The 21,786-nt window shown below is 37.3% G+C and carries 12 protein-coding genes, 2 tRNA genes and 6 rRNA genes; 4 read left to right on the top strand and 16 right to left on the bottom strand.

The window, feature by feature from the left end:
* Window positions 1-56: 56 nt before the first annotated feature.
* The 3 genes from tmk to ACX0KU_RS05695 are packed head-to-tail and all read right to left on the bottom strand — an operon-like array spanning window position 57 to window position 2,363.
* Entirely contained in the window at window positions 57-692 is a 636-nt protein-coding gene (tmk, locus tag ACX0KU_RS05705) for a dTMP kinase (RefSeq protein ID WP_472991896.1), read from the bottom strand.
* Window positions 693-738: 46 nt separating this feature from the next.
* Window positions 739-2,172 carry an aminotransferase class I/II-fold pyridoxal phosphate-dependent enzyme gene (locus ACX0KU_RS05700; RefSeq protein ID WP_472991895.1) on the bottom strand — a complete coding sequence of 478 codons (1,434 nt, stop codon included), beginning with the start codon at window positions 2,170-2,172 and terminating at the stop codon, window positions 739-741.
* On the bottom strand, window positions 2,151-2,363 hold the full coding sequence (locus tag ACX0KU_RS05695) for a sigma factor G inhibitor Gin (protein WP_472991893.1): 213 nt from the start codon (window positions 2,361-2,363) through the stop codon (window positions 2,151-2,153). The genes ACX0KU_RS05700 and ACX0KU_RS05695 overlap by 22 nt, the downstream gene beginning before the upstream one ends.
* A gap of 208 nt (window positions 2,364-2,571) precedes the next feature.
* Between ACX0KU_RS05695 and ACX0KU_RS05690 the strand changes: the two genes are divergently transcribed.
* Window positions 2,572-3,324, top strand: coding sequence for a YhcN/YlaJ family sporulation lipoprotein (locus ACX0KU_RS05690; protein ID WP_472991892.1), 753 nt, complete (start codon window positions 2,572-2,574; stop codon window positions 3,322-3,324).
* 58 nt (window positions 3,325-3,382) lie between these two features.
* Here ACX0KU_RS05690 and ACX0KU_RS05685 read toward each other — a convergent pair whose 3' ends face one another.
* Window positions 3,383-4,933: a L,D-transpeptidase gene (locus tag ACX0KU_RS05685; RefSeq protein ID WP_472991891.1), complete on the bottom strand. Its 1,551-nt coding sequence runs from the start codon at window positions 4,931-4,933 to the stop codon at window positions 3,383-3,385.
* Between the two features lie 180 nt (window positions 4,934-5,113).
* Between ACX0KU_RS05685 and ACX0KU_RS05680 the strand changes: the two genes are divergently transcribed.
* Complete coding sequence (locus ACX0KU_RS05680) at window positions 5,114-6,265, top strand: zinc-binding metallopeptidase family protein (RefSeq protein WP_472991890.1); 1,152 nt, start codon at window positions 5,114-5,116, stop codon at window positions 6,263-6,265.
* 33 nt (window positions 6,266-6,298) lie between these two features.
* Here ACX0KU_RS05680 and ACX0KU_RS05675 read toward each other — a convergent pair whose 3' ends face one another.
* Window positions 6,299-6,781, bottom strand: coding sequence for a hypothetical protein (locus tag ACX0KU_RS05675; protein ID WP_472991889.1), 483 nt, complete (start codon window positions 6,779-6,781; stop codon window positions 6,299-6,301).
* 330 nt (window positions 6,782-7,111) lie between these two features.
* On the opposite strand from ACX0KU_RS05675, the gene ACX0KU_RS05670 reads away from it, so the two are divergent.
* Window positions 7,112-8,029: a S66 peptidase family protein gene (locus ACX0KU_RS05670; protein ID WP_472991888.1), complete on the top strand. Its 918-nt coding sequence runs from the start codon at window positions 7,112-7,114 to the stop codon at window positions 8,027-8,029.
* Between the two features lie 84 nt (window positions 8,030-8,113).
* Here the strand turns inward: ACX0KU_RS05670 and ACX0KU_RS05665 are convergent, their stop codons facing one another.
* Window positions 8,114-9,511: a sodium-dependent transporter gene (locus ACX0KU_RS05665; protein ID WP_472991887.1), complete on the bottom strand. Its 1,398-nt coding sequence runs from the start codon at window positions 9,509-9,511 to the stop codon at window positions 8,114-8,116.
* A gap of 306 nt (window positions 9,512-9,817) precedes the next feature.
* On the opposite strand from ACX0KU_RS05665, the gene ACX0KU_RS05660 reads away from it, so the two are divergent.
* The gene (locus tag ACX0KU_RS05660) at window positions 9,818-10,849 is read left to right on the top strand and encodes a DUF4349 domain-containing protein (protein ID WP_472991886.1); all 1,032 of its coding nucleotides are present in this window, start codon (window positions 9,818-9,820) and stop codon (window positions 10,847-10,849) included.
* Between the two features lie 64 nt (window positions 10,850-10,913).
* Here the strand turns inward: ACX0KU_RS05660 and ACX0KU_RS05655 are convergent, their stop codons facing one another.
* From ACX0KU_RS05655 to ACX0KU_RS05610, 10 genes are all read right to left on the bottom strand, one after another.
* Window positions 10,914-11,642 (bottom strand): NAD-dependent protein deacylase, encoded by a 729-nt coding sequence (locus tag ACX0KU_RS05655; RefSeq protein WP_472991885.1) that lies wholly within the window; start codon window positions 11,640-11,642, stop codon window positions 10,914-10,916.
* Between the two features lie 124 nt (window positions 11,643-11,766).
* A 5S ribosomal RNA gene (rrf, locus tag ACX0KU_RS05650) occupies window positions 11,767-11,883 on the bottom strand.
* Between the two features lie 80 nt (window positions 11,884-11,963).
* Window positions 11,964-14,868 (bottom strand): 23S ribosomal RNA (locus tag ACX0KU_RS05645).
* 225 nt (window positions 14,869-15,093) lie between these two features.
* A 16S ribosomal RNA gene (locus ACX0KU_RS05640) occupies window positions 15,094-16,602 on the bottom strand.
* A 423-nt stretch (window positions 16,603-17,025) separates the two neighbouring features.
* Window positions 17,026-17,769: a peptidylprolyl isomerase gene (locus tag ACX0KU_RS05635; protein ID WP_472991884.1), complete on the bottom strand. Its 744-nt coding sequence runs from the start codon at window positions 17,767-17,769 to the stop codon at window positions 17,026-17,028.
* Between the two features lie 154 nt (window positions 17,770-17,923).
* Window positions 17,924-17,999 (bottom strand) — tRNA-Lys (locus ACX0KU_RS05630).
* A gap of 5 nt (window positions 18,000-18,004) precedes the next feature.
* Window positions 18,005-18,121, bottom strand: a 5S ribosomal RNA gene (gene rrf / locus ACX0KU_RS05625).
* Between the two features lie 345 nt (window positions 18,122-18,466).
* Window positions 18,467-18,542, bottom strand: a tRNA-Phe gene (locus ACX0KU_RS05620).
* Window positions 18,543-18,549: 7 nt separating this feature from the next.
* A 5S ribosomal RNA gene (rrf, locus tag ACX0KU_RS05615) occupies window positions 18,550-18,666 on the bottom strand.
* 80 nt (window positions 18,667-18,746) lie between these two features.
* Window positions 18,747-21,651 (bottom strand): 23S ribosomal RNA (locus ACX0KU_RS05610).
* The 16S, 23S and 5S rRNA genes sit together here with 2 tRNA genes alongside, the layout of an rRNA operon.
* Between the last annotated feature and the right edge of the window lie 135 nt (window positions 21,652-21,786).

Genomic DNA, 21,786 nt, shown 5'->3' with positions numbered 1-21,786 from the left:
AACATATTTATTAATAATTAAAGAACAGAGTTTTTAAGTTTTATATGTTTATTTTCCTACTTAATTCCTAAAATAATCATTAAATGTTTTTTTACATCTAAGAATACACTTTCAATATCTTGACTAGCATCAATTTTTACTATTCTATTAGGATATTTCTCTAAAAGCATTAGATATCCCTCTCTTACTTTATTATGAAAATCTATCTTTTCTAAATCTAACCTATTTACTTCTCTATTATCACTTCTAGATATTCTTTCTATTCCAAGAATTGGTTCTATATCAAGATAAAATGTAAAATTAGGCATATACTTATCAATAGCAAATTCATTTATTCTCATTACTTCATCTACTCCTATGCCCCTTGCGTATCCTTGGTAAGCTAAGGAGGAATCTATAAATCTATCGCAAATGACAACCTTATTTTCCTCTAAAGCTGGTATTACTCGTTCTATAAGATGTTGTCTTCTTGATGCAGCATATAATAGAGTCTCTGTTCTACTATCCATAGAAGTATTATTCCTATTTAATATAATCTCTCTTACTTGCTCTGATATATCTATACCCCCTGGTTCTCTTGTAGATATATAATCAATGTTATTTTCACTCAGATATTCTTTAACCTTCTCTATTGTGGTAGATTTTCCTGAACCATCAGGTCCCTCAAATGTAATAAATGTTCCTTTTCTCATAGTAAAATACTCCCCTAATTTAATTTTAAAATTTTAATTAATATACTTATTCATCTACGACTTGTACCATATAGTTTTTATCCATCTTATTTACTCCCATAACATCAGTACCATTTTGTAAATAGTATTGAGTAGCCTTAATTATGTCTTTACTTATTACTTCTCCTAATGTAACTAAGGGTATTCCTGGTGGATAAGGTACAATAGCTTTAGAACACACCTTTCCCTGTGAATCCTCAAGACTTATGTATTTTGTGTTTTTATTTATAACTTCATGAGGTATTAACTTAGATTCTGGAATATCATAATTTAATATATCATAATATTCATTTTTTAAATTGTCTAATGGGCACTTCTTAAGTGCTTCATAAAGCTTTTTAAATTCCTCTTCATTATTAAAAGGTGAAAATATAAGCACCACATTTTGACTATCATTCATCTCTGATTGAATATGATTTTTTCTTAAATAATCTAAAAGTTTTGATGCACTATATCCTCTCTCTAAATTAATTATATACTTAGTTACATCTATATCAAGACTACTATCCTCTAAATCTTCTTTTCCTATTATATTGAAACCTTTGATATTGTTTATTTTAATTCTATATCTCTTGCAAATATCTATAAGTTTTATATAATCTTTTTCACCCTGTTCTTCTAAATAAAATCTAGCATAATCCATAGAGCACATTAAAATATAAGATGGGCTAGTACTTAAGAACATGCCTAAATAAAAATTTACCTTATCTATATCTACATTACCGCAAACATGCAAATAAGCAGTCTGAGTAAGGCTTGGCAATGTTTTATGAGAACTCATAACCACCATATCAGCTCCAAGTTTTACAGCACTTTCTGGCAACTCTTTACATAGTCCAAAATGTGCTCCATGGGCCGAATCTATTAATACCCTCATATTTCTTTTTTTAGATTCATCTATTATAAACTTTAAATCTGGACATATCCCATAGTAATTAGGATAAGTTAGGATAATACCTTTAGCATCTTTATTCTCATTTAATATATTGAAAAAATACTCCTCATCTATTGAAAGAGGAGCATTATACTTGTAATGTATTTTATTTTTTATATATATGGGCTTCAATTTTCTTAATATAATGGCGTTAAATATAGACTTATGGCAATTTCTTTCCACAATGACTTTATCGCCTTCATTAAATGAAGAAAAAACCATAACTAAGTTCCCACTAGTGCTACCATTTATTAAAAAATAAGATTTCTTACTTCCATAAAAGTCTGCTAGATATTTCTGAGATTCCTTTATTATACCATTAGGATTATGAAGGTTATCTACACCTTCTACTTCCGTTATATCTGCATCTATAAAATTATTATACATATCTCTGCCCATATCAGTAGTTTTAAACCCTTTTCCACCTTTATGCCCCGGCATAGAGAATCTCAAGTTATTTTCCTTTATATATTTTAATACTCCTTCTACAAGGGGTAATTTTGACAATTGTACTCCACTCCTCTTATCATGTAATGAACTATTCTCTTTCTAATGCAACTCTTATAATATTCATAAAAATCTGTACCACTTTCAGAATGTGCTATTCTATCTTCACAGTTTTTGCATATCCCTCTTCCATTTATCATTATACCATTGTTTAGAGGCTTTCCACATATAATACATTTTCGTTTTTGCATTTTTACCTCCTTAAAAGATTTAATAAGAGATATTTGAATTTTCGCCTCTTATAGTATATTTTATTCAAACATATACACTTATTTATTTTGTCCACAAAAATATTTTTAAAATATTTCATGAATATTTCCTCATAAGGATAAACTTACACAAACAAATTTATAATAGATAATAATTAAACTACACATAATAGTAATCGAGGTGATAAATATGAATTTTAAACTTAAAAAAACTATACTAACTATGACTACAGTTTTAGCTTTATCATTAGCAATTGTGGGATGTGATAGACGAAATGTAAATCCACCCGCACCTGGTACTTCCACAAACAACAATACGGGAACTACTACTAGAAATGAAGCTGCTGATGCAGGCCAACCTGGTCTTGACGGAAGAACTCAATATCGCAGTAACATTACCCAAAATGATGTCAGAGGCACTGATCTTATGGGGCTAAATCCAGATGGAACTACAACACAAAACAATACTAACGCACGTTTAAATCCTAACAATCCTAATACAGGCTTTAATACAAACGATAGACTAAATACAGCTATTGAAAATAATCAGAACATAACAGGCCGAAATGAAGGATTCCAAAACAGTACAGTAAGAGATGACTATGATGATAATAATTCTTTCCAAAGAGCAGAAAGAATAGAAAGTGCTGTAAATTCTGTTGCAGGTGTTACAGGCGCTAAGGTACTTGTAAATAACAATAGGGCTTTAGTTGGGATAGATATGCCTGCTAGAACTACTGGAAATGATACTACTACAATGAGATCTAATGTAGAAAGAGCCGTTAAAAATGCTGACCCTAATATTACAAGGGTAGCTGTAAGTGCTGACCCAGACATCTTTAGAAGAATAACTAATGTAGGGAATGGAATACGTGGTGGAAGACCTTTATCTCAGTTCGGAGCTGAAATAGAAGAAATATTCAACAGAGTTATTCCTAGATAACAGCAATCATTAATTTAATAAATAAAAAACGCCATTTGGCGTTTTTTTACTTATCAAATTAATTTTGTACTACAACTAAACTTCCTCTTGGAATATTATTATATATCCATTTAGCATCCTTTAGAGGTAGTCTTATACATCCATGTGAAGCTTTACTTCCAAGCTTCTTTGCTTCAGACTGAATTATTTCTCCCTTTGTATTAAATAATACACTATGAAATAAAAAGTCATTATTAAATCTTACCCAGTTATAGCAAATAACTGAATTTTTATATCCAGTATAAAAGTGAGTTCCTCTATAACCTACTAAATAAGTTCCTGTAGGAGTTGGCGTCCAATCCTGTCCTGTGGAACAAATTATAGTTTTAAAAAGCTTCTTATCTTTAAATACATATACTCTTTGATCACTTAAATCTACTACTAAGGAATAAGCTCCACTTGGTTTTACTGTTTTTAGTTGCCACTTATACACATATCCTTTTACTATCTTTAAAGAATCATAATCTCTTGCCTCTATATAATAGAACTTGTCAACTTGCTTTAATATCTTAACTCCTTGCAAGCTTCCATATATATATCCAACATTTTTTGAGTTAGAGCTTGGTTGTGTCTTAATGTATATAATTTGTCCCTCACCTACGTTTCCAACTACTAGAGAATTTATAGAAGGGTTAGATGGGAGAGCTGGTCCTACATACTTAAAGGGATCTCCAACCATTATTAACTTAGTTATCGTTACTTTTTTTTCAATTTCTTTATATTCAATTTCTTTCTTCGGCTCATCAATGACACTATTATTATTATCTTCATTTAATTCATAATTACTATCACTAGTTATATCATCATCCTTATCATCTGGATTATCTTCAACATTTAAAGTCTCATCTTTTTCTTCTGAATCCGTGTTTATCTTATTTATTTCAGTATCTTCCTGAGTTTGCTTAGGTACTTCAACTTTTTCTATATATTTTATATCTATTTGCATTAAATATAGACCTTGGCTAGCTGCCTTCCAAGACACGCTATCTATATAATTTTTATAAGATACTAACTCCTTATTATTTATAGCATTAATTACTTTATACTTATATAAATATTGCTTGTTTTCGTCTTTTTTAATTTGTAGCATTTCTCCTATTGCGTAGTTGTTTTTTAATTCGCCAATACTTATATTAGATGCTTGTCCTTCATTTTTAAGACAACTAAAATCTATAGTTGAATAAGTATCAAAACCTCTCTTGTCTTGAGGTATCTTACCAGCCCTTTTGACCCACACTGATACATTATAGTCCCCTTCAGTAAGTTTTGGAGTAGTTATACTATAAACCCTATTACTATCAACTACTGAAGTGAATCCATTAGTTATATCTTTCCATTCACCAGTATTTTTATTATTTAGCCAAACCCTATATTGAACTTTTTCTCGTCCTTTAATTAGTATATCTAAGATTTGGGGGTCTCCTTCATAAATCGAATCATATTCCTTTACTATCTTGTCCACTTTCAGTATCAAATCATTTGCATATACGATTTGAACTTTGCAGACAGTAATTAATAATAACCCCATTATTAAAATTATTGCTCCTAATCTTACTATCTTTTTTGCCATACCCCATCCCTCTTCCTTCTTTATATACATTTTTTACCATAAGCTACATTGATAATTATAATTCTTTTAATAGATTTTTTCAACAAAACTAATTATTTTTAAATTTATATATAAAATATATTTTTTGTTTATATAAGGGCATACTAATAACTAATACTTCAGTTAAGGAGAAGATTATATATGAAACAGGAAATAATTAAATACTTAGTTTCTATTGAAGAGGACCTCTATAAATTATCTAAATATTTATATGATTATCCTGAGGAAAGCTTTTGTGAATATAAAGCTTCTGAATACTTAATCAATATTCTTAGAAATAACAAATTTAATATAGAAGAAAACTTCTTAGATATTCCTACTGCTTTTAGAGCACAATTTGGAGAAGGCCATCCAAAAATCGCATACATCTGTGAATATGATTGTTCCTGTAAACAGGGTCATATCCTTGGTAGTAATTTAGTATCTTCAATGTCAATTGGAGCAGCTCTTGGTCTATCAAAGGTTATAGAAAAAAATGGTGGATCGGTAGTAGTAATAGGTTGTCCTGGTGAGTTCTCAGGTGGCTCTAAGGTCACTATGATGAAACAAGGTGCATTTGATGACCTAGATATTATATTAATGGCTCAACCTAGTGTAATTACTGCTAATTGTTGTAATTCTCCTGCTATATTACCACTTAAAATCAAATACTCTTGTTCAGAACCTGTTGATTGTAATGAGCTATTTAAATGTTCGGCTTTTGATGCATGCTTATATACATTAAATTCTATAAATACTATTATTAATAGATATTCTAAGGATTGCCACATAGATAGAGTATCTATAAATGGTGATTGTGATCCACGAATTGAAACTAATTGTGCAGAAGTTTCTTTCTCCATTAAATCTCCAAGCTTAAATGAAGGAGAGTATATTCGCAAAAAGCTTTGCTTACTTACTACTAGTCTAAACGAGTTAATAAGTATTAATGCTGAAGTAACATTATCAGGAGTTCCTTATGATAGCTTTAAATGTAATAAAACCTTATCAAGGGTTTTTTCTCATAACCTAAAAGAAGTAGGAATCATTAACATAGAAGAAGATGTCTCTCTACCATACGGTTTAAGTTTAGGAAATGTAAGTAAAATAGTTCCTTGTCTTAGATTTCTTATAAAAATTACAGATGATGATACTATAAAATATGCATCACAGGATTTCGGAGCTGCAACTATTTCTTCTTTTGCTCGTGAGAAAATCTTAGATGCTGTTAAGGTACTTGCTTTTACTGGGTTAGATTTTATACAAAAATCCGAACTACTTTCCGATGCAAGATTAGAACTCAATAAAAAATAAAAAAACACTAGGTAAATTAAATACCTAGTGTTTTTAACAAGCTTTTCTACCTCTTAGAACATCTAATTTATCTACTAGCTTACAACTTGGTTCAAAGTAAAACTTGCTTGTTCCGTGTCCATTTTTATACTTACATATATATAATCCATTGCCAAAACATATACATCCATACTTCTTAGCAATTAATAAACTAATATTCAATCCTGATTTTTTTACCTTTTCAATATCTCTAATTTTTATACTTTCAACTGCCTCTTCTTTTGAACCCTTAATTCTATAAATAGTAAGCTCATCAGCTATTATAGAATATTTATATCTCACTTTACACTTTCCTATTTGACTTATTGTAAATACTACTACAACAAGAGTTAATAAAATAGTTAAATACCCTCCAACTGTATAATTACTAACTCTTAAGTTTCGAATTACATCGGATATAACTATATAAAGAACTAAAGAACATAATATTATAAATATACTAGCTATTCTCTTTCTTTCTACTATTTCCTTATACATAGCTAAATTGCCTCCAGTCCATTAATTGAAATTACATAGCAATTATACTCGCTTTTTTTAAAATAGTACAAACCCTTTTTCGACAGTTTTAGTCCAATATAAAGCGTTTTAGTTGAATGTAAATGGTTTCACGTGCCATACTTATACTATTTTTCACTCTATCTTGGTTTTGCATTGTATAAAAAACTAATAGTCATTTTACACTCGTTTTAGATTATTTAATTCTATCTAATTATAATAATTTTTTGAGCCTAGTTATAATTTAAAGTATCAGATACCATATATCAATGCTATATTATATATAGTATAGTAATTTTTGGGTGTGGTATTATGATAGGTAAGAGGTTGAAATATGGAGATACAATAGGACTTATATCTCCAGCTAGTCCAGAGGATCCAGATAAGATAAAAAAAAGCATTTGTTTTTTAAGATCTCAAGGTTTTAAAGTAAAAGAAGGTAAACACTTATATGATAAATGGGGTTATCTAGCAGGTCAAGATGAGGATAGAGCACAGGATTTAATGGATATGTTTAAGGATAATGAAGTAGATATGATTCTATGCATGCGCGGTGGCTATGGCTCTATGCGATTACTTCCTTATTTAGATTTCAATGTTATACAAGATAACCCTAAAATTTTTATAGGATATAGTGATATAACTGTATTTTTAAACACACTTTCATCATATTGTGGACTTATAACCTTCCATGGACCCATGGGAAATTCTGACTTTACAGATACAGATACATTAAGTAGCTTTTTAAGCACTTTAATGAATGGTTATATGCCTTACAGATTATTAAATCCCTTAAATACAAATATTATATGTAATATACGTGGTAAGGCTAAAGGGAAAATTGTAGGTGGCAATTTATCTTTAATTGCATCAACTATAGGCACTCCCTATGAAATAGATACAAAAGACAACATTTTGTTTATAGAAGATATCGGTGAACAGCCTTATGCTATAGATAGACTTTTAACTCATCTTCATCTGGCTGGTAAGCTTCAAAAATGTAGGGGTTTTATAATAGGGCAGTTTACAGATTGTTCTCTTCCAAACTATGAAAGAAGCCTAACTATAAATGAGATAATGTTAGATAGAATACTCTCCCTAAATAAACCTACGCTATCTAACTTTATGTCTGGACACGATTATCCTAAACTTACTCTTCCTATAGGAGTAGAAGCATATATTGATTGTAATATAGGAGAAATCACTATATTAGATCCCGTAGTAAAATAGCTATTAATAAAAATAAGATACATGTAGTATAAAGCTATTTTTATATTTCACAGCTCTATACTACATGTACCTTATATGTGTTCTTTATATGATTCCTCTTAAAATTTCTATTAACCTATCCAGTACTCCAATTGATGATAAGAATACTATAAATACCAGTCCTGGAGTAACATATTTTAATATAAAATAATAGAAATCAATCAACTTACTTAAATTGAGTTTTCCTTCATTAGAAAGCTCTCTTTTTATGTCTTCTTTAGGTAACTTATATCCAACAAATATAGCTATCAGAAGTCCACCTAAAGGTAAAAGTATATATGAAGAAATATAGTCAAACAAATCAAAGAAAGTCTTTCCAAATATAGTTATTCCCCCAAGAACTCCTGCTGAGTCAGCTGAGAGAGCAGCAAGTGCTCCTATCATAACTATAACTACTGAATTTATAATTACTGCCTTCTTTCTTGACATCCCTCTTTGCTCTGAAAAATATGCAATTACAACTTCATACATAGATGTCATAGCTGTTGTAGCAGCTATAGAAGCTAATACAAAGAAAGCTAACAGCAATGCACTACCAAATCGAATCTTACTAAATACAAGAGGAATAGTTACGAATAAAAGACCTGGCCCACTTGTAGGCTCAATTCCAAATGAAAATACTGCTGAGAATACTGCAATTCCAGCTAAAAGTGACACTACAGTATCTGATATGGCAACTTTAGCTGCTGTTCCCATCATGTTATCCTTTCTAGTAAAATAACTTCCATAAGTGATCATACATCCCATACCTAGAGATAACTTAAAGAAAGCTAGACCCATGGCCATAAGTACTCCTTCAGCTCTTAGTGCAGAAAAGTCTACCTTAAATAAGAATTTAAGACTTTCCCTTGCACCTGGAAGAGTTAAAGCTCTAATATTACATATTATAATTAATAAAAATAGCACAGGCATAAGTGTTTTTGTTATTTTTTCTATTCCATTTTTAACTCCTAATATTAAAATAGTAGAAACAACAACTATCATTATAATCTGCCACATAATAGGAGATGTAACCCCTAAAATTGTATTTCCAAATTTCTCTCCTGCTGATTCTGCTGTTACGTTATTAAAATCTCCTCTTATAACTTTAAACACATATGAATAAACCCATCCACCAACTGAACTATAAAAAAACAATATAAAATAAGCGCTTAAAATCGAAAAAATACCTATAATCTTCCATTGCTTCTTTGGTGTTAGTTCTTCAATAGCACCAATAACATTTTTACCTGTTTTTCTTCCTGTATAGAATTCACTAACCATAATTGGAAGTCCAATAAAAATTATACTTAAAAAGTAAACTAATAAAAATGCGGCTCCTCCATTTTGGCCTACTACATAAGGAAACTTCCAAATATTTCCCAAACCAACAGCCGATCCTAAGGTAGCAAAGAAAGCTGCTAGTGCCGACGAAAAGCCTTCTCTTCCTTTATTCTTTTCCATTTTTTTATTCCTCCTAAAAATTATCTACTCCGTTTGAAAGTGCAGTATTTCCTTCACTTGATAATTATAATCATCTAATTATACAATATTTTTTAGTAAAAAGTAAGTGGTCAATTTATCCTAGCTTATATACACTTATATTTTAAACTTTTATAATTTCTTATCATATTTCCATTACATTATTTAATTAAAATACTGTTATACTAACTAACCTACTACAAGCTTCGTATATAGTTTTGAAGTCATTTTTAAAACTGCAAGTTAGTCAGATTAAATTACTTAATAGTATTTTAAGGATGCAATTTAATGATTAAATCAAAAACTAATAAAGATTATTTTAAGTATCTAAGTTTAGTATTAGCTACATTTTTAGTACTTTTAACATTAGTAGGCTGCGGATCATCTAAAAACTCTACCTCTGATATGGTAGGTTCTACAGAAAGCGTTCCTACATCAGAACCATCTTATCAAAAGAATAAAGACTCTGTCTTCTTAAAAGAATCAGAATCTTTAGCTCCTCCATCTACTAATTCTAATGTTCAAACGGGACATAAAATTATTCAAACAGGTCAAATAAATTTAGAAACTGTAAAGTTTGACGAAACAATAACTAGTGTTCAGAATTATGTTAATTCTATAGGTGGTTATGTCCAATCTTCGTCTATTCAAGGAAAAGGAATTGATATTAATAATGCTCCTTCAAAACGCCATGGTACTTTTACAGTAAGAGTGCCTCAAAATGAACACTCTAAATTTTTTACAAGCATTAAGATATATGGAACAATAACATATCAAGAATCAAAAGGAGACGATATAACTGAGCAATATTTTGATACAGAAGCAAGAGTAAAATCTTTACTTATTCAAGAGGAAAGAATACTAGATATATTAAAGAAAACAGATAAACTTTCAGATATCATTGAGCTTGAAAAACATTTAACTGAAATAAGATATCAACTAGATTCTCTCACAGGCAGCTTAAAAAAGTGGGATAACTTAGTAACCTTTTCAACTATAACGTTACAAATTCAAGAAGTTAAAGAAGTTACAAAAATCGCTCCTGAAAACTCTAATGGATTATTAAAGAGAATGGCTTATGCGTTTACTAATTCTATAAAGCAACTAGGTATATTCTTTCAGGCTTCTTTAATATTTATATCAATTATATTACCATTTTTGGTTGCTTTTACACTAATTGTTTTAGTAATATTGTATATTTGTAAAAAATACAATAAGTTAAATCATGGCAGAAATATTATGTCAACAACTACTTCAACTGATGATTTAAAGAATGATTATAATGCTAAAAATGATACTACTCAAAAGGATAATACTTAATAAGTAAAGGCTATATAAATCTCTTAAGTAGATGAGATTTATATAGCCTCTACATTTTTGCTAATTAAATTATGGATTTAAGTACTTTTCCTATACTATCATTAATAACTAAATCTGCTTTATTATCAAAAGACGTAGCTTCCTTATTTATGAGAACTAAGTTTTTTCCATTAAAGTACTCTATTAACCCTGCTGCGGGATAAACTATAAGGGATGTTCCACCTACAATTAAAGTATCCGCTTCCCTAATATGTCTAATAGCATTCTCCATAATATTCATATCTAGAGCTTCTTCATATAATACAACATCTGGTTTTATAACTCCATCACATTCACTACAATGAGGTATAAGTTCTTTACTATCCATAACATACTCTAAATTAAAACCTTTATTACATTTCATGCAATAGTTTCTAAGTACTGAACCATGCAGTTCTAATACATTTTTAGACCCTGCCATTTGGTGAAGTCCATCAATATTTTGTGTTATAACAGCTTTTAATTTACCCATGTTTTCAAGCTTTGCAAGGGCTATATGAGCATCATTAGGCTTAGCTTCTTTATATATCATTTTTGCTTTATAAAAGTCAAAGAAATCTTCTGTATGTCTTATAAAAAAACTATGACTTAACATAATCTCTGGAGAATGAGAGTAGTTATTTTTAGTTTTATATATCCCATTAGTTGACCTAAAGTCTGGTATATTACTCTCTGTTGATACGCCTGCTCCTCCAAAAAATACAATATTTGAACTATCTTTAATTATTAATTTAAGTTGATTAATATTCTCCATTCTATACCATCTCCTAAGTAAATTCTTATAATATGATTATACACCAAAACATATTATATCTACTATTAATATAGGAACTCAAAAAATATAAAAACACTAAGCAAATGCTTAGTGTTTTAACCTTACCTGGCGATGTCCTACTCTTCCACACCGTCTCCAGTGCAGTACCATCGGCGCTGTGAAGCTTAACCATCGTGTTCGGGATGGGTACGGGTGTATCCTTCACGCCATAATCACCAGATGACCTAACATCCAAATTAATTGAATGAGTGTCATTGAAAGAATTTTGTTCTCTCAAAATTGCACAGTGAATTTAATATTTAGATCAAGTCCTCGATCTATTAGTATTAGTCAGCTGAGTACATTACTGCACTTACACCCCTAACCTATCAACCTGGTAGTCTTCCAGGGATCTTACTAGCTTACGCTATGGGAAATCTAATCTTGAGGTGGGCTTCACGCTTAGATGCTTTCAGCGTTTATCCCTTCCCGACATAGCTACCCAGCTGTGCTTCTGGCGAAACAACTGGTGCACCAGAGGTCAGTCCATCCCGGTCCTCTCGTACTAAGGACAGCTCCTCTCAAATTTCCTACGCCCACGGCGGATAGGGACCGAACTGTCTCACGACGTTCTGAACCCAGCTCGCGTGCCGCTTTAATGGGCGAACAGCCCAACCCTTGGGACCGACTACAGCCCCAGGATGCGACGAGCCGACATCGAGGTGCCAAACCTCCCCGTCGATGTGGACTCTTGGGGGAGATCAGCCTGTTATCCCCGAGGTAGCTTTTATCCGTTGAGCGATGGCCCTTCCATACAGAACCACCGGATCACTAAGTCCGACTTTCGTCCCTGCTCCACCTGTATGTGTCGCAGTCAGGCTCCCTTCTGCCTTTACACTCTACGCGCGATTTCCGACCGCGCTGAGGGAACCTTTGAGCGCCTCCGTTACCTTTTAGGAGGCGACCGCCCCAGTCAAACTGCCCACCTAGCAATGTCCTGTGACCAGATTCATGGCCGCCAGTTAGAATTCCAGTACTGTCAGGGTGGTATCCCAAGGACGACTCCACGAAAGCTGACGCTCTCGCTTCTTAGTCTCCCACCTATCCTGTACAGACAATACCGAAATGCAATGCTAAGCTACAGTAAAGCTCTACGGGGTCTTTCCGTCCAACCGCGGGTAGCAAGCATCTTCACTTGCACTTCAATTTCACCGGATTTGCTGCCGAGACAGTGCCCAAATCATTACGCCATTCGTGCGGGTCGGAACTTACCCGACAAGGAATTTCGCTACCTTAGGACCGTTATAGTTACGGCCGCCGTTTACTGGGGCTTAAGTTCATACCTTCGCTTGCGCTAAGCATTCCCCTTAACCTTCCAGCACCGGGCAGGCGTCAGCCCCTATACATCAGCTTACGCTTTAGCAGAGACCTGTGTTTTTGATAAACAGTTGCTTGGGCCTGTTCACTGCGGCCTCCTCTCGGAGGCACCCCTTCTCCCGAAGTTACGGGGTTAATTTGCCGAGTTCCTTAGCAGCAATTCTTCCGACGGCCTTAGGATTCTCTCCTCATCTACCTGTGTCGGTTTGCGGTACGGGCACCAATTTGCTCCATAGAGACTTTTCTTGGCAGCGTGGAATCAGATACTTCGCCCATAGGGCTCCCCATCACACCTCAGACTTAAATTGAGCGGATTTGCCTACTCAACATCCTAAGTGCTTAGACGCACATCCAATAGTGCGCACATCCTATCCTCCTGCGTCATCCCATTTGTCAAACGCATTTTGGTGGTACTGGAATATCAACCAGTTGTCCATCACCTACGCCTTTCGGCCTCGGCTTAGGTCCCGACTAACCCTGGGAGGACGAGCCTTCCCCAGGAAACCTTAGATATTCGGCCAACAGGATTCTCACCTGTTTCTCGCTACTTATGCCAGCATTCTCACTTCTGCACTGTCCACCACTCCTTACGATATGGCTTCTACCTGTGCAGAAAGCTCCTCTACCACGTGTACGTAGTACACATCCATAGCTTCGGTGGTAAGTTTTAGCCCCGTTACATCTTCGGCGCGGGATCTCTCGACTAGTGAGCTATTACGCACTCTTTAAATGAGTGGCTGCTTCTAAGCCAACATCCTAGTTGTCTTAGAAATCCCACATCCTTTCCCACTTAACTTACACTTTGGGACCTTAGCTGATGGTCTGGGCTGTTTCCCTTTTGACCACGGATCTTATCATTCGTAGTCTGACTGCCGGGGTACCAGTATGTGGCATTCGGAGTTTGATAGGGTTCAGTAACTGTTGTCAGCCCCTAGCCCATTCAGTGCTCTACCTCCACTACTTAATTACCCGACGCTAGCCCTAAAGCTATTTCGAGGAGAACCAGCTATCTCCGAGTTCGATTGGAATTTCTCCGCTATCCACAGCTCATCCCATGGTTTTTCAACACCAACGTGGTTCGGACCTCCACGGAATTTTACTTCCGCTTCATCCTGGCCATGGATAGATCACCCGGTTTCGGGTCTACGATATGCAACTAGTTGCCCTGTTCAGACTCGGTTTCCCTTCGGCTCCGCACCGTAGGTGCTTAACCTTGCTACATATCGTAACTCGCTGGCCCGTTCTACAAAAAGTACGCCGTCACACATTAACGTGCTCCGACCGATTGTAGGCACACGGTTTCAGGTTCTATTTCACTCCCCTTCCGGGGTTCTTTTCACCTTTCCCTCACGGTACTGCTTCACTATCGGTCACTAGGTAGTATTTAGCCTTGGGAGATGGTCCTCCCAGCTTCCCACAAGGTTTCACGTGTCTCGTGGTACTCTGGAGTAGATCTACTTCTCTCTTCTTTTTGCCTACAGGGTTATTACCTTCTACGACAGAACTTTCCAGTTCTCTTCGACTAAAAAGATTGAAGCGTTATGATCTATCCGCAACCCCAGAAACAAAGTTTCTGGTTTGGGCTCTTCCCCTTTCGCTCGCCGCTACTGAGGGAATCGATTTTTCTTTCTCTTCCTTCTGGTACTTAGATGTTTCAGTTCCCAGAGTGTACCTCTATATACCTATGAATTCAGTATATAGTACATGATGTTTATCATGTGGGTTTCCCCATTCGGAAATCTACGAATCACAGGCTGTGTGCGCCTACTCGTAGCTTATCGCAGCTTATCGCGTCCTTCTTCGGCTCCTAGTGCCAGGGCATTCACCGTGCGCCCTTTCTAACTTGATCGTTAGACGCTTGTAAACATAAATGTTATACAAGACTTCACTCCTCAGATATACTGAGTGAGATTTATTACTAAAACTAATTACTTAGTTATAGTAGATTTCTTAATATTCACTGTGCAATTTTCAAAGAACAATTAATGAAAGACATTAGTCTTTCAAAATTAAACAGAATTAAGGATAAATTATTTCCAGTCTATGAAAGCTGTGAGCTTTCATTTCTCCCTAGAAAGGAGGTGATCCAGCCGCAGGTTCTCCTACGGCTACCTTGTTACGACTTCACCCCAATCACCAATCCCACCTTCGACTGCTGGCTCCTTGCGGTTACCTCACAGGCTTCGGGTGTTACCGGCTCTCATGGTGTGACGGGCGGTGTGTACAAGACCCGGGAACGTATTCACCGCGACATTCTGATTCGCGATTACTAGCAACTCCAACTTCATGTAGGCGAGTTTCAGCCTACAATCCGAACTGGGACCGGTTTTTTAGTTTGGCTCCCCCTCGCGGGTTTGCTTCTCGTTGTACCGGCCATTGTAGCACGTGTGTAGCCCTAGACATAAGGGGCATGATGATTTGACGTCATCCCCACCTTCCTCCTGGTTAACCCAGGCAGTCTCGCTAGAGTGCTCAACTTAATGGTAGCAACTAACGATAAGGGTTGCGCTCGTTGCGGGACTTAACCCAACATCTCACGACACGAGCTGACGACAACCATGCACCACCTGTCTTCCTGCCCCGAAGGGCTTCCTCTGTTACGAGTAATTCAGGAGATGTCAAGTCTAGGTAAGGTTCTTCGCGTTGCTTCGAATTAAACCACATGCTCCGCTGCTTGTGCGGGTCCCCGTCAATTCCTTTGAGTTTTAATCTTGCGACCGTACTCCCCAGGCGGAATACTTATTGCGTTTGCTGCGGCACCGAGGGTGGTACCCCCCGACACCTAGTATTCATCGTTTACGGCGTGGACTACCAGGGTATCTAATCCTGTTTGCTCCCCACGCTTTCGTATCTCAGCGTCAGTTACGGTCCAGAAAGTCGCCTTCGCCACTGGTGTTCTTCCTAATCTCTACGCATTTCACCGCTACACTAGGAATTCCACTTTCCTCTCCCGCACTCTAGATACCCAGTTTCAAATGCAGCGCCCAGGTTAAGCCCGGGAATTTCACATCTGACTTAAATATCCGCCTACATACTCTTTACGCCCAGTAAATCCGGACAACGCTTGCCACCTACGTATTACCGCGGCTGCTGGCACGTAGTTAGCCGTGGCTTCCTCCTTGGGTACCGTCATTATCGTCCCCAAAGACAGAGCTTTACAATCCGAAGACCTTCATCACTCACGCGGCGTTGCTGCGTCAGGGTTTCCCCCATTGCGCAATATTCCCCACTGCTGCCTCCCGTAGGAGTCTGGACCGTGTCTCAGTTCCAATGTGGCCGATCACCCTCTCAGGTCGGCTACGCATCGTCGCCTTGGTGAGCCGTTACCTCACCAACTAGCTAATGCGCCGCGGGTCCATCTCAAAGCGGATTGCTCCTTTGATTATCTTCTCATGCGAAAAAATAATGTTATGCGGTATTAATCTCCCTTTCGGGAGGCTATCCCCCTCTTTGAGGCAGGTTACCCACGTGTTACTCACCCGTCCGCCGCTAATCCGTTCCCGAAGGAACTTCATCGCTCGACTTGCATGTGTTAGGCACGCCGCCAGCGTTCGTCCTGAGCCAGGATCAAACTCTCAATTTAAAAGTTTAATCTGTTACTCATTACTTAAAGTTTTTGACTGGCATTTTATTCACCTTAATTTCTGTTTAATTTTCAAAGACCAAGTTTTCTTTACTGCCTTTCGACAGCTTAGTTATTGTATCAACTTTAAGTTGTTTTGTCAACAACCTTTTCTTAGTTGAAATTGTTTTTTCTTCGCTCTCTCGAAGCGACAAGGAATATCTTATCAAAATAAAATATATTATGTTCTTATGAAAAGCCTATTATACAATGTTATATCATTTATACTTTACTTATCACATACTTTATTCAATTTTACGGTACAAGACACTCCTGGTAAAGTATATGATTATAGTAACTTATTTCTTAAGGAGAATATGATAGATTATATAAAAAAGGAGAATATAATCTATCATATTCTCCTTTTTTATATAATCTATATCATTATTTTATTTCTACTGAATACTTACTTTTTAATTCTTCTGCAAAAGACATATATTTATTATTTTGTTTTTCTTGTAATAGTTGAGCTTTCAGCATATCCTTTACTTTATCAAAAGAAGGCACTTCTGTCTCTACTTTATCATTTACTACTATTAAGTGGTATCCAAATTGAGTTTTTACTGGTTCACTTAATGCACCTATTTCTAAAGAAAATGCTGCATCTTCAAATTCTGGAACCATTTGTCCTCTACCAAATTGTCCTAGGTTCCCGCCTTCAGCACTTGATGGGCAAGTCGAATATTCTGCTGCTGCATCTTTAAATGATAATCCACCTTTTATCTTTTCAGCTACTTCATTAGCTACTTCTTCTGAATCTACAAGAATATGACTTGCTGATACTTTACCTCCAGCATTAAACATATCCTTATTAGCTTTATAATACTCTTCTGCTTCTTTATCTGTCACACTCACTTCAGAAATCACTTTATCTATAGCCATTTGAGTAAGTGCTTCTCTTCTTAACATTTCTAACCTTTCCATAAATTCTTCTGATTTATCTAGGCCATTATCCTTTCCATAGTTATAAAACAACTCAAATGAAACTAATTGCTCAACTAAATGTCTTTTACCTTGTTCTGTAGACAAATATGCTTGTTTGTCTCTAGGAAACTTCCCAATTGAAGCTTCAACTTCATGTTCTGTTATTTCTCTTCCATTAACTTTAGCTAATATTTTGTTATTCATACATAAACTCCTTTAAAGATATTTGAAAGCCTAAAGCTTACCAATCTATAATAACATACAAAGGTTTGTATACGTAATACTTTTTAAAACACTATATTAATGAAATAATTATTTAGTAGTAAAATAAAAAACGCACTTCATATGAAGTGCGTTTTGGTGATCCACCGGAGAATCGAACTCCGGACAACTTGATTAAAAGTCAAGTGCTCTACCGACTGAGCTAGTGGATCATATAACCTGGCGATGTCCTACTCTTCCACACCGTCTCCAGTGCAGTACCATCGGCGCTGTGAAGCTTAACCATCGTGTTCGGGATGGGTACGGGTGTATCCTTCACGCCATAATCACCAGATGACCTGACATCCAAAATCTTCGATTTTGTGATGGTCGGTTACTCCTCAATATCAGTTGAGCGAGTTTCCTTGTCCTTAAGAATTTTAGTACTCATCAGTTGTACTGAGAAGTTTTCTACTTATCTCTAAGCACAATAGCTATTATATCAGCCATATTATAACTTGTCAACACATTTTTTATATTTAAATTTTAATATATATGAAATAATTAATTTCTTTGTATTAACACTTATAATCTGTATTTAATCTAAGCTAGATAACACTATTAATATTACTATCATATTAATGATAAGTAATTTAAGCAAATAAAAAAACTCTAATTGCGTACGCAATTAGAGTTTTCCTGGTGGCTCGACCAGGAATCGAACCAGGGACACGAGGATTTTCAGTCCTCTGCTCTACCGACTGAGCTATCGAGCCATATTAAACCTGGCGATGTCCTACTCTTCCACACCGTCTCCAGTGCAGTACCATCGGCGCTGTGAAGCTTAACCATCGTGTTCGGGATGGGTACGGGTGTATCCTTCACGCCATAATCACCAGATGACCTAACATCCAAATTAATTGAATGAGTGTCATTGAAAGAATTTTGTTCTCTCAAAATTGCACAGTGAATTTAATATTTAGATCAAGTCCTCGATCTATTAGTATTAGTCAGCTGAGTACATTACTGCACTTACACCCCTAACCTATCAACCTGGTAGTCTTCCAGGGATCTTACTAGCTTACGCTATGGGAAATCTAATCTTGAGGTGGGCTTCACGCTTAGATGCTTTCAGCGTTTATCCCTTCCCGACATAGCTACCCAGCTGTGCTTCTGGCGAAACAACTGGTGCACCAGAGGTCAGTCCATCCCGGTCCTCTCGTACTAAGGACAGCTCCTCTCAAATTTCCTACGCCCACGGCGGATAGGGACCGAACTGTCTCACGACGTTCTGAACCCAGCTCGCGTGCCGCTTTAATGGGCGAACAGCCCAACCCTTGGGACCGACTACAGCCCCAGGATGCGACGAGCCGACATCGAGGTGCCAAACCTCCCCGTCGATGTGGACTCTTGGGGGAGATCAGCCTGTTATCCCCGAGGTAGCTTTTATCCGTTGAGCGATGGCCCTTCCATACAGAACCACCGGATCACTAAGTCCGACTTTCGTCCCTGCTCCACCTGTATGTGTCGCAGTCAGGCTCCCTTCTGCCTTTACACTCTACGCGCGATTTCCGACCGCGCTGAGGGAACCTTTGAGCGCCTCCGTTACCTTTTAGGAGGCGACCGCCCCAGTCAAACTGCCCACCTAGCAATGTCCTGTGACCAGATTCATGGCCGCCAGTTAGAATTCCAGTACTGTCAGGGTGGTATCCCAAGGACGACTCCACGAAAGCTGACGCTCTCGCTTCTTAGTCTCCCACCTATCCTGTACAGACAATACCGAAATGCAATGCTAAGCTACAGTAAAGCTCTACGGGGTCTTTCCGTCCAACCGCGGGTAGCAAGCATCTTCACTTGCACTTCAATTTCACCGGATTTGCTGCCGAGACAGTGCCCAAATCATTACGCCATTCGTGCGGGTCGGAACTTACCCGACAAGGAATTTCGCTACCTTAGGACCGTTATAGTTACGGCCGCCGTTTACTGGGGCTTAAGTTCATACCTTCGCTTGCGCTAAGCATTCCCCTTAACCTTCCAGCACCGGGCAGGCGTCAGCCCCTATACATCAGCTTACGCTTTAGCAGAGACCTGTGTTTTTGATAAACAGTTGCTTGGGCCTGTTCACTGCGGCCTCCTCTCGGAGGCACCCCTTCTCCCGAAGTTACGGGGTTAATTTGCCGAGTTCCTTAGCAGCAATTCTTCCGACGGCCTTAGGATTCTCTCCTCATCTACCTGTGTCGGTTTGCGGTACGGGCACCAATTTGCTCCATAGAGACTTTTCTTGGCAGCGTGGAATCAGATACTTCGCCCATAGGGCTCCCCATCACACCTCAGACTTAAATTGAGCGGATTTGCCTACTCAACATCCTAAGTGCTTAGACGCACATCCAATAGTGCGCACATCCTATCCTCCTGCGTCATCCCATTTGTCAAACGCATTTTGGTGGTACTGGAATATCAACCAGTTGTCCATCACCTACGCCTTTCGGCCTCGGCTTAGGTCCCGACTAACCCTGGGAGGACGAGCCTTCCCCAGGAAACCTTAGATATTCGGCCAACAGGATTCTCACCTGTTTCTCGCTACTTATGCCAGCATTCTCACTTCTGCACTGTCCACCACTCCTTACGATATGGCTTCTACCTGTGCAGAAAGCTCCTCTACCACGTGTACGTAGTACACATCCATAGCTTCGGTGGTAAGTTTTAGCCCCGTTACATCTTCGGCGCGGGATCTCTCGACTAGTGAGCTATTACGCACTCTTTAAATGAGTGGCTGCTTCTAAGCCAACATCCTAGTTGTCTTAGAAATCCCACATCCTTTCCCACTTAACTTACACTTTGGGACCTTAGCTGATGGTCTGGGCTGTTTCCCTTTTGACCACGGATCTTATCATTCGTAGTCTGACTGCCGGGGTACCAGTATGTGGCATTCGGAGTTTGATAGGGTTCAGTAACTGTTGTCAGCCCCTAGCCCATTCAGTGCTCTACCTCCACTACTTAATTACCCGACGCTAGCCCTAAAGCTATTTCGAGGAGAACCAGCTATCTCCGAGTTCGATTGGAATTTCTCCGCTATCCACAGCTCATCCCATGGTTTTTCAACACCAACGTGGTTCGGACCTCCACGGAATTTTACTTCCGCTTCATCCTGGCCATGGATAGATCACCCGGTTTCGGGTCTACGATATGCAACTAGTTGCCCTGTTCAGACTCGGTTTCCCTTCGGCTCCGCACCGTAGGTGCTTAACCTTGCTACATATCGTAACTCGCTGGCCCGTTCTACAAAAAGTACGCCGTCACACATTAACGTGCTCCGACCGATTGTAGGCACACGGTTTCAGGTTCTATTTCACTCCCCTTCCGGGGTTCTTTTCACCTTTCCCTCACGGTACTGCTTCACTATCGGTCACTAGGTAGTATTTAGCCTTGGGAGATGGTCCTCCCAGCTTCCCACAAGGTTTCACGTGTCTCGTGGTACTCTGGAGTAGATCTACTTCTCTCTTCTTTTTGCCTACAGGGTTATTACCTTCTACGACAGAACTTTCCAGTTCTCTTCGACTAAAAAGATTGAAGCGTTATGATCTATCCGCAACCCCAGAAACAAAGTTTCTGGTTTGGGCTCTTCCCCTTTCGCTCGCCGCTACTGAGGGAATCGATTTTTCTTTCTCTTCCTTCTGGTACTTAGATGTTTCAGTTCCCAGAGTGTACCTCTATATACCTATGAATTCAGTATATAGTACATGATGTTTATCATGTGGGTTTCCCCATTCGGAAATCTACGAATCACAGGCTGTGTGCGCCTACTCGTAGCTTATCGCAGCTTATCGCGTCCTTCTTCGGCTCCTAGTGCCAGGGCATTCACCGTGCGCCCTTTCTAACTTGATCGTTAGACGCTTGTAAACATAAATGTTATACAAGACTTCACTCCTCAGATATACTGAGTGAGATTTATTACTAAAACTAATTACTTAGTTATAGTAGATTTCTTAATATTCACTGTGCAATTTTCAAAGAACAATT

The sequence above is a fragment of the Clostridium sp. X genome (assembly GCF_055755365.1).
The sequence above is the reverse complement of the archived record's forward strand: the minus strand, read 5'-3'. Positions and strand labels throughout refer to the sequence as shown.

What these genes read in the sequence shown, in the direction of transcription:
- tmk (WP_472991896.1), bottom strand. Translation starts at nt 692, where the DNA reads ATGAGAAAAGGAACATTTATTACATTTGAGGGACCTGATGGTTCAGGA.
- ACX0KU_RS05675 (WP_472991889.1), bottom strand. Translation starts at nt 6,781, where the DNA reads ATGTATAAGGAAATAGTAGAAAGAAAGAGAATAGCTAGTATATTTATA.
- ACX0KU_RS05665 (WP_472991887.1), bottom strand. Translation starts at nt 9,511, where the DNA reads ATGGAAAAGAATAAAGGAAGAGAAGGCTTTTCGTCGGCACTAGCAGCT.
- ACX0KU_RS05695 (WP_472991893.1), bottom strand. Translation starts at nt 2,363, where the DNA reads ATGCAAAAACGAAAATGTATTATATGTGGAAAGCCTCTAAACAATGGT.
- ACX0KU_RS05670 (WP_472991888.1), top strand. Translation starts at nt 7,112, where the DNA reads ATGATAGGTAAGAGGTTGAAATATGGAGATACAATAGGACTTATATCT.
- ACX0KU_RS05655 (WP_472991885.1), bottom strand. Translation starts at nt 11,642, where the DNA reads ATGGAGAATATTAATCAACTTAAATTAATAATTAAAGATAGTTCAAAT.
- ACX0KU_RS05690 (WP_472991892.1), top strand. Translation starts at nt 2,572, where the DNA reads ATGAATTTTAAACTTAAAAAAACTATACTAACTATGACTACAGTTTTA.
- ACX0KU_RS05685 (WP_472991891.1), bottom strand. Translation starts at nt 4,933, where the DNA reads ATGGCAAAAAAGATAGTAAGATTAGGAGCAATAATTTTAATAATGGGG.
- ACX0KU_RS05635 (WP_472991884.1), bottom strand. Translation starts at nt 17,769, where the DNA reads ATGAATAACAAAATATTAGCTAAAGTTAATGGAAGAGAAATAACAGAA.
- ACX0KU_RS05660 (WP_472991886.1), top strand. Translation starts at nt 9,818, where the DNA reads ATGATTAAATCAAAAACTAATAAAGATTATTTTAAGTATCTAAGTTTA.
- ACX0KU_RS05680 (WP_472991890.1), top strand. Translation starts at nt 5,114, where the DNA reads ATGAAACAGGAAATAATTAAATACTTAGTTTCTATTGAAGAGGACCTC.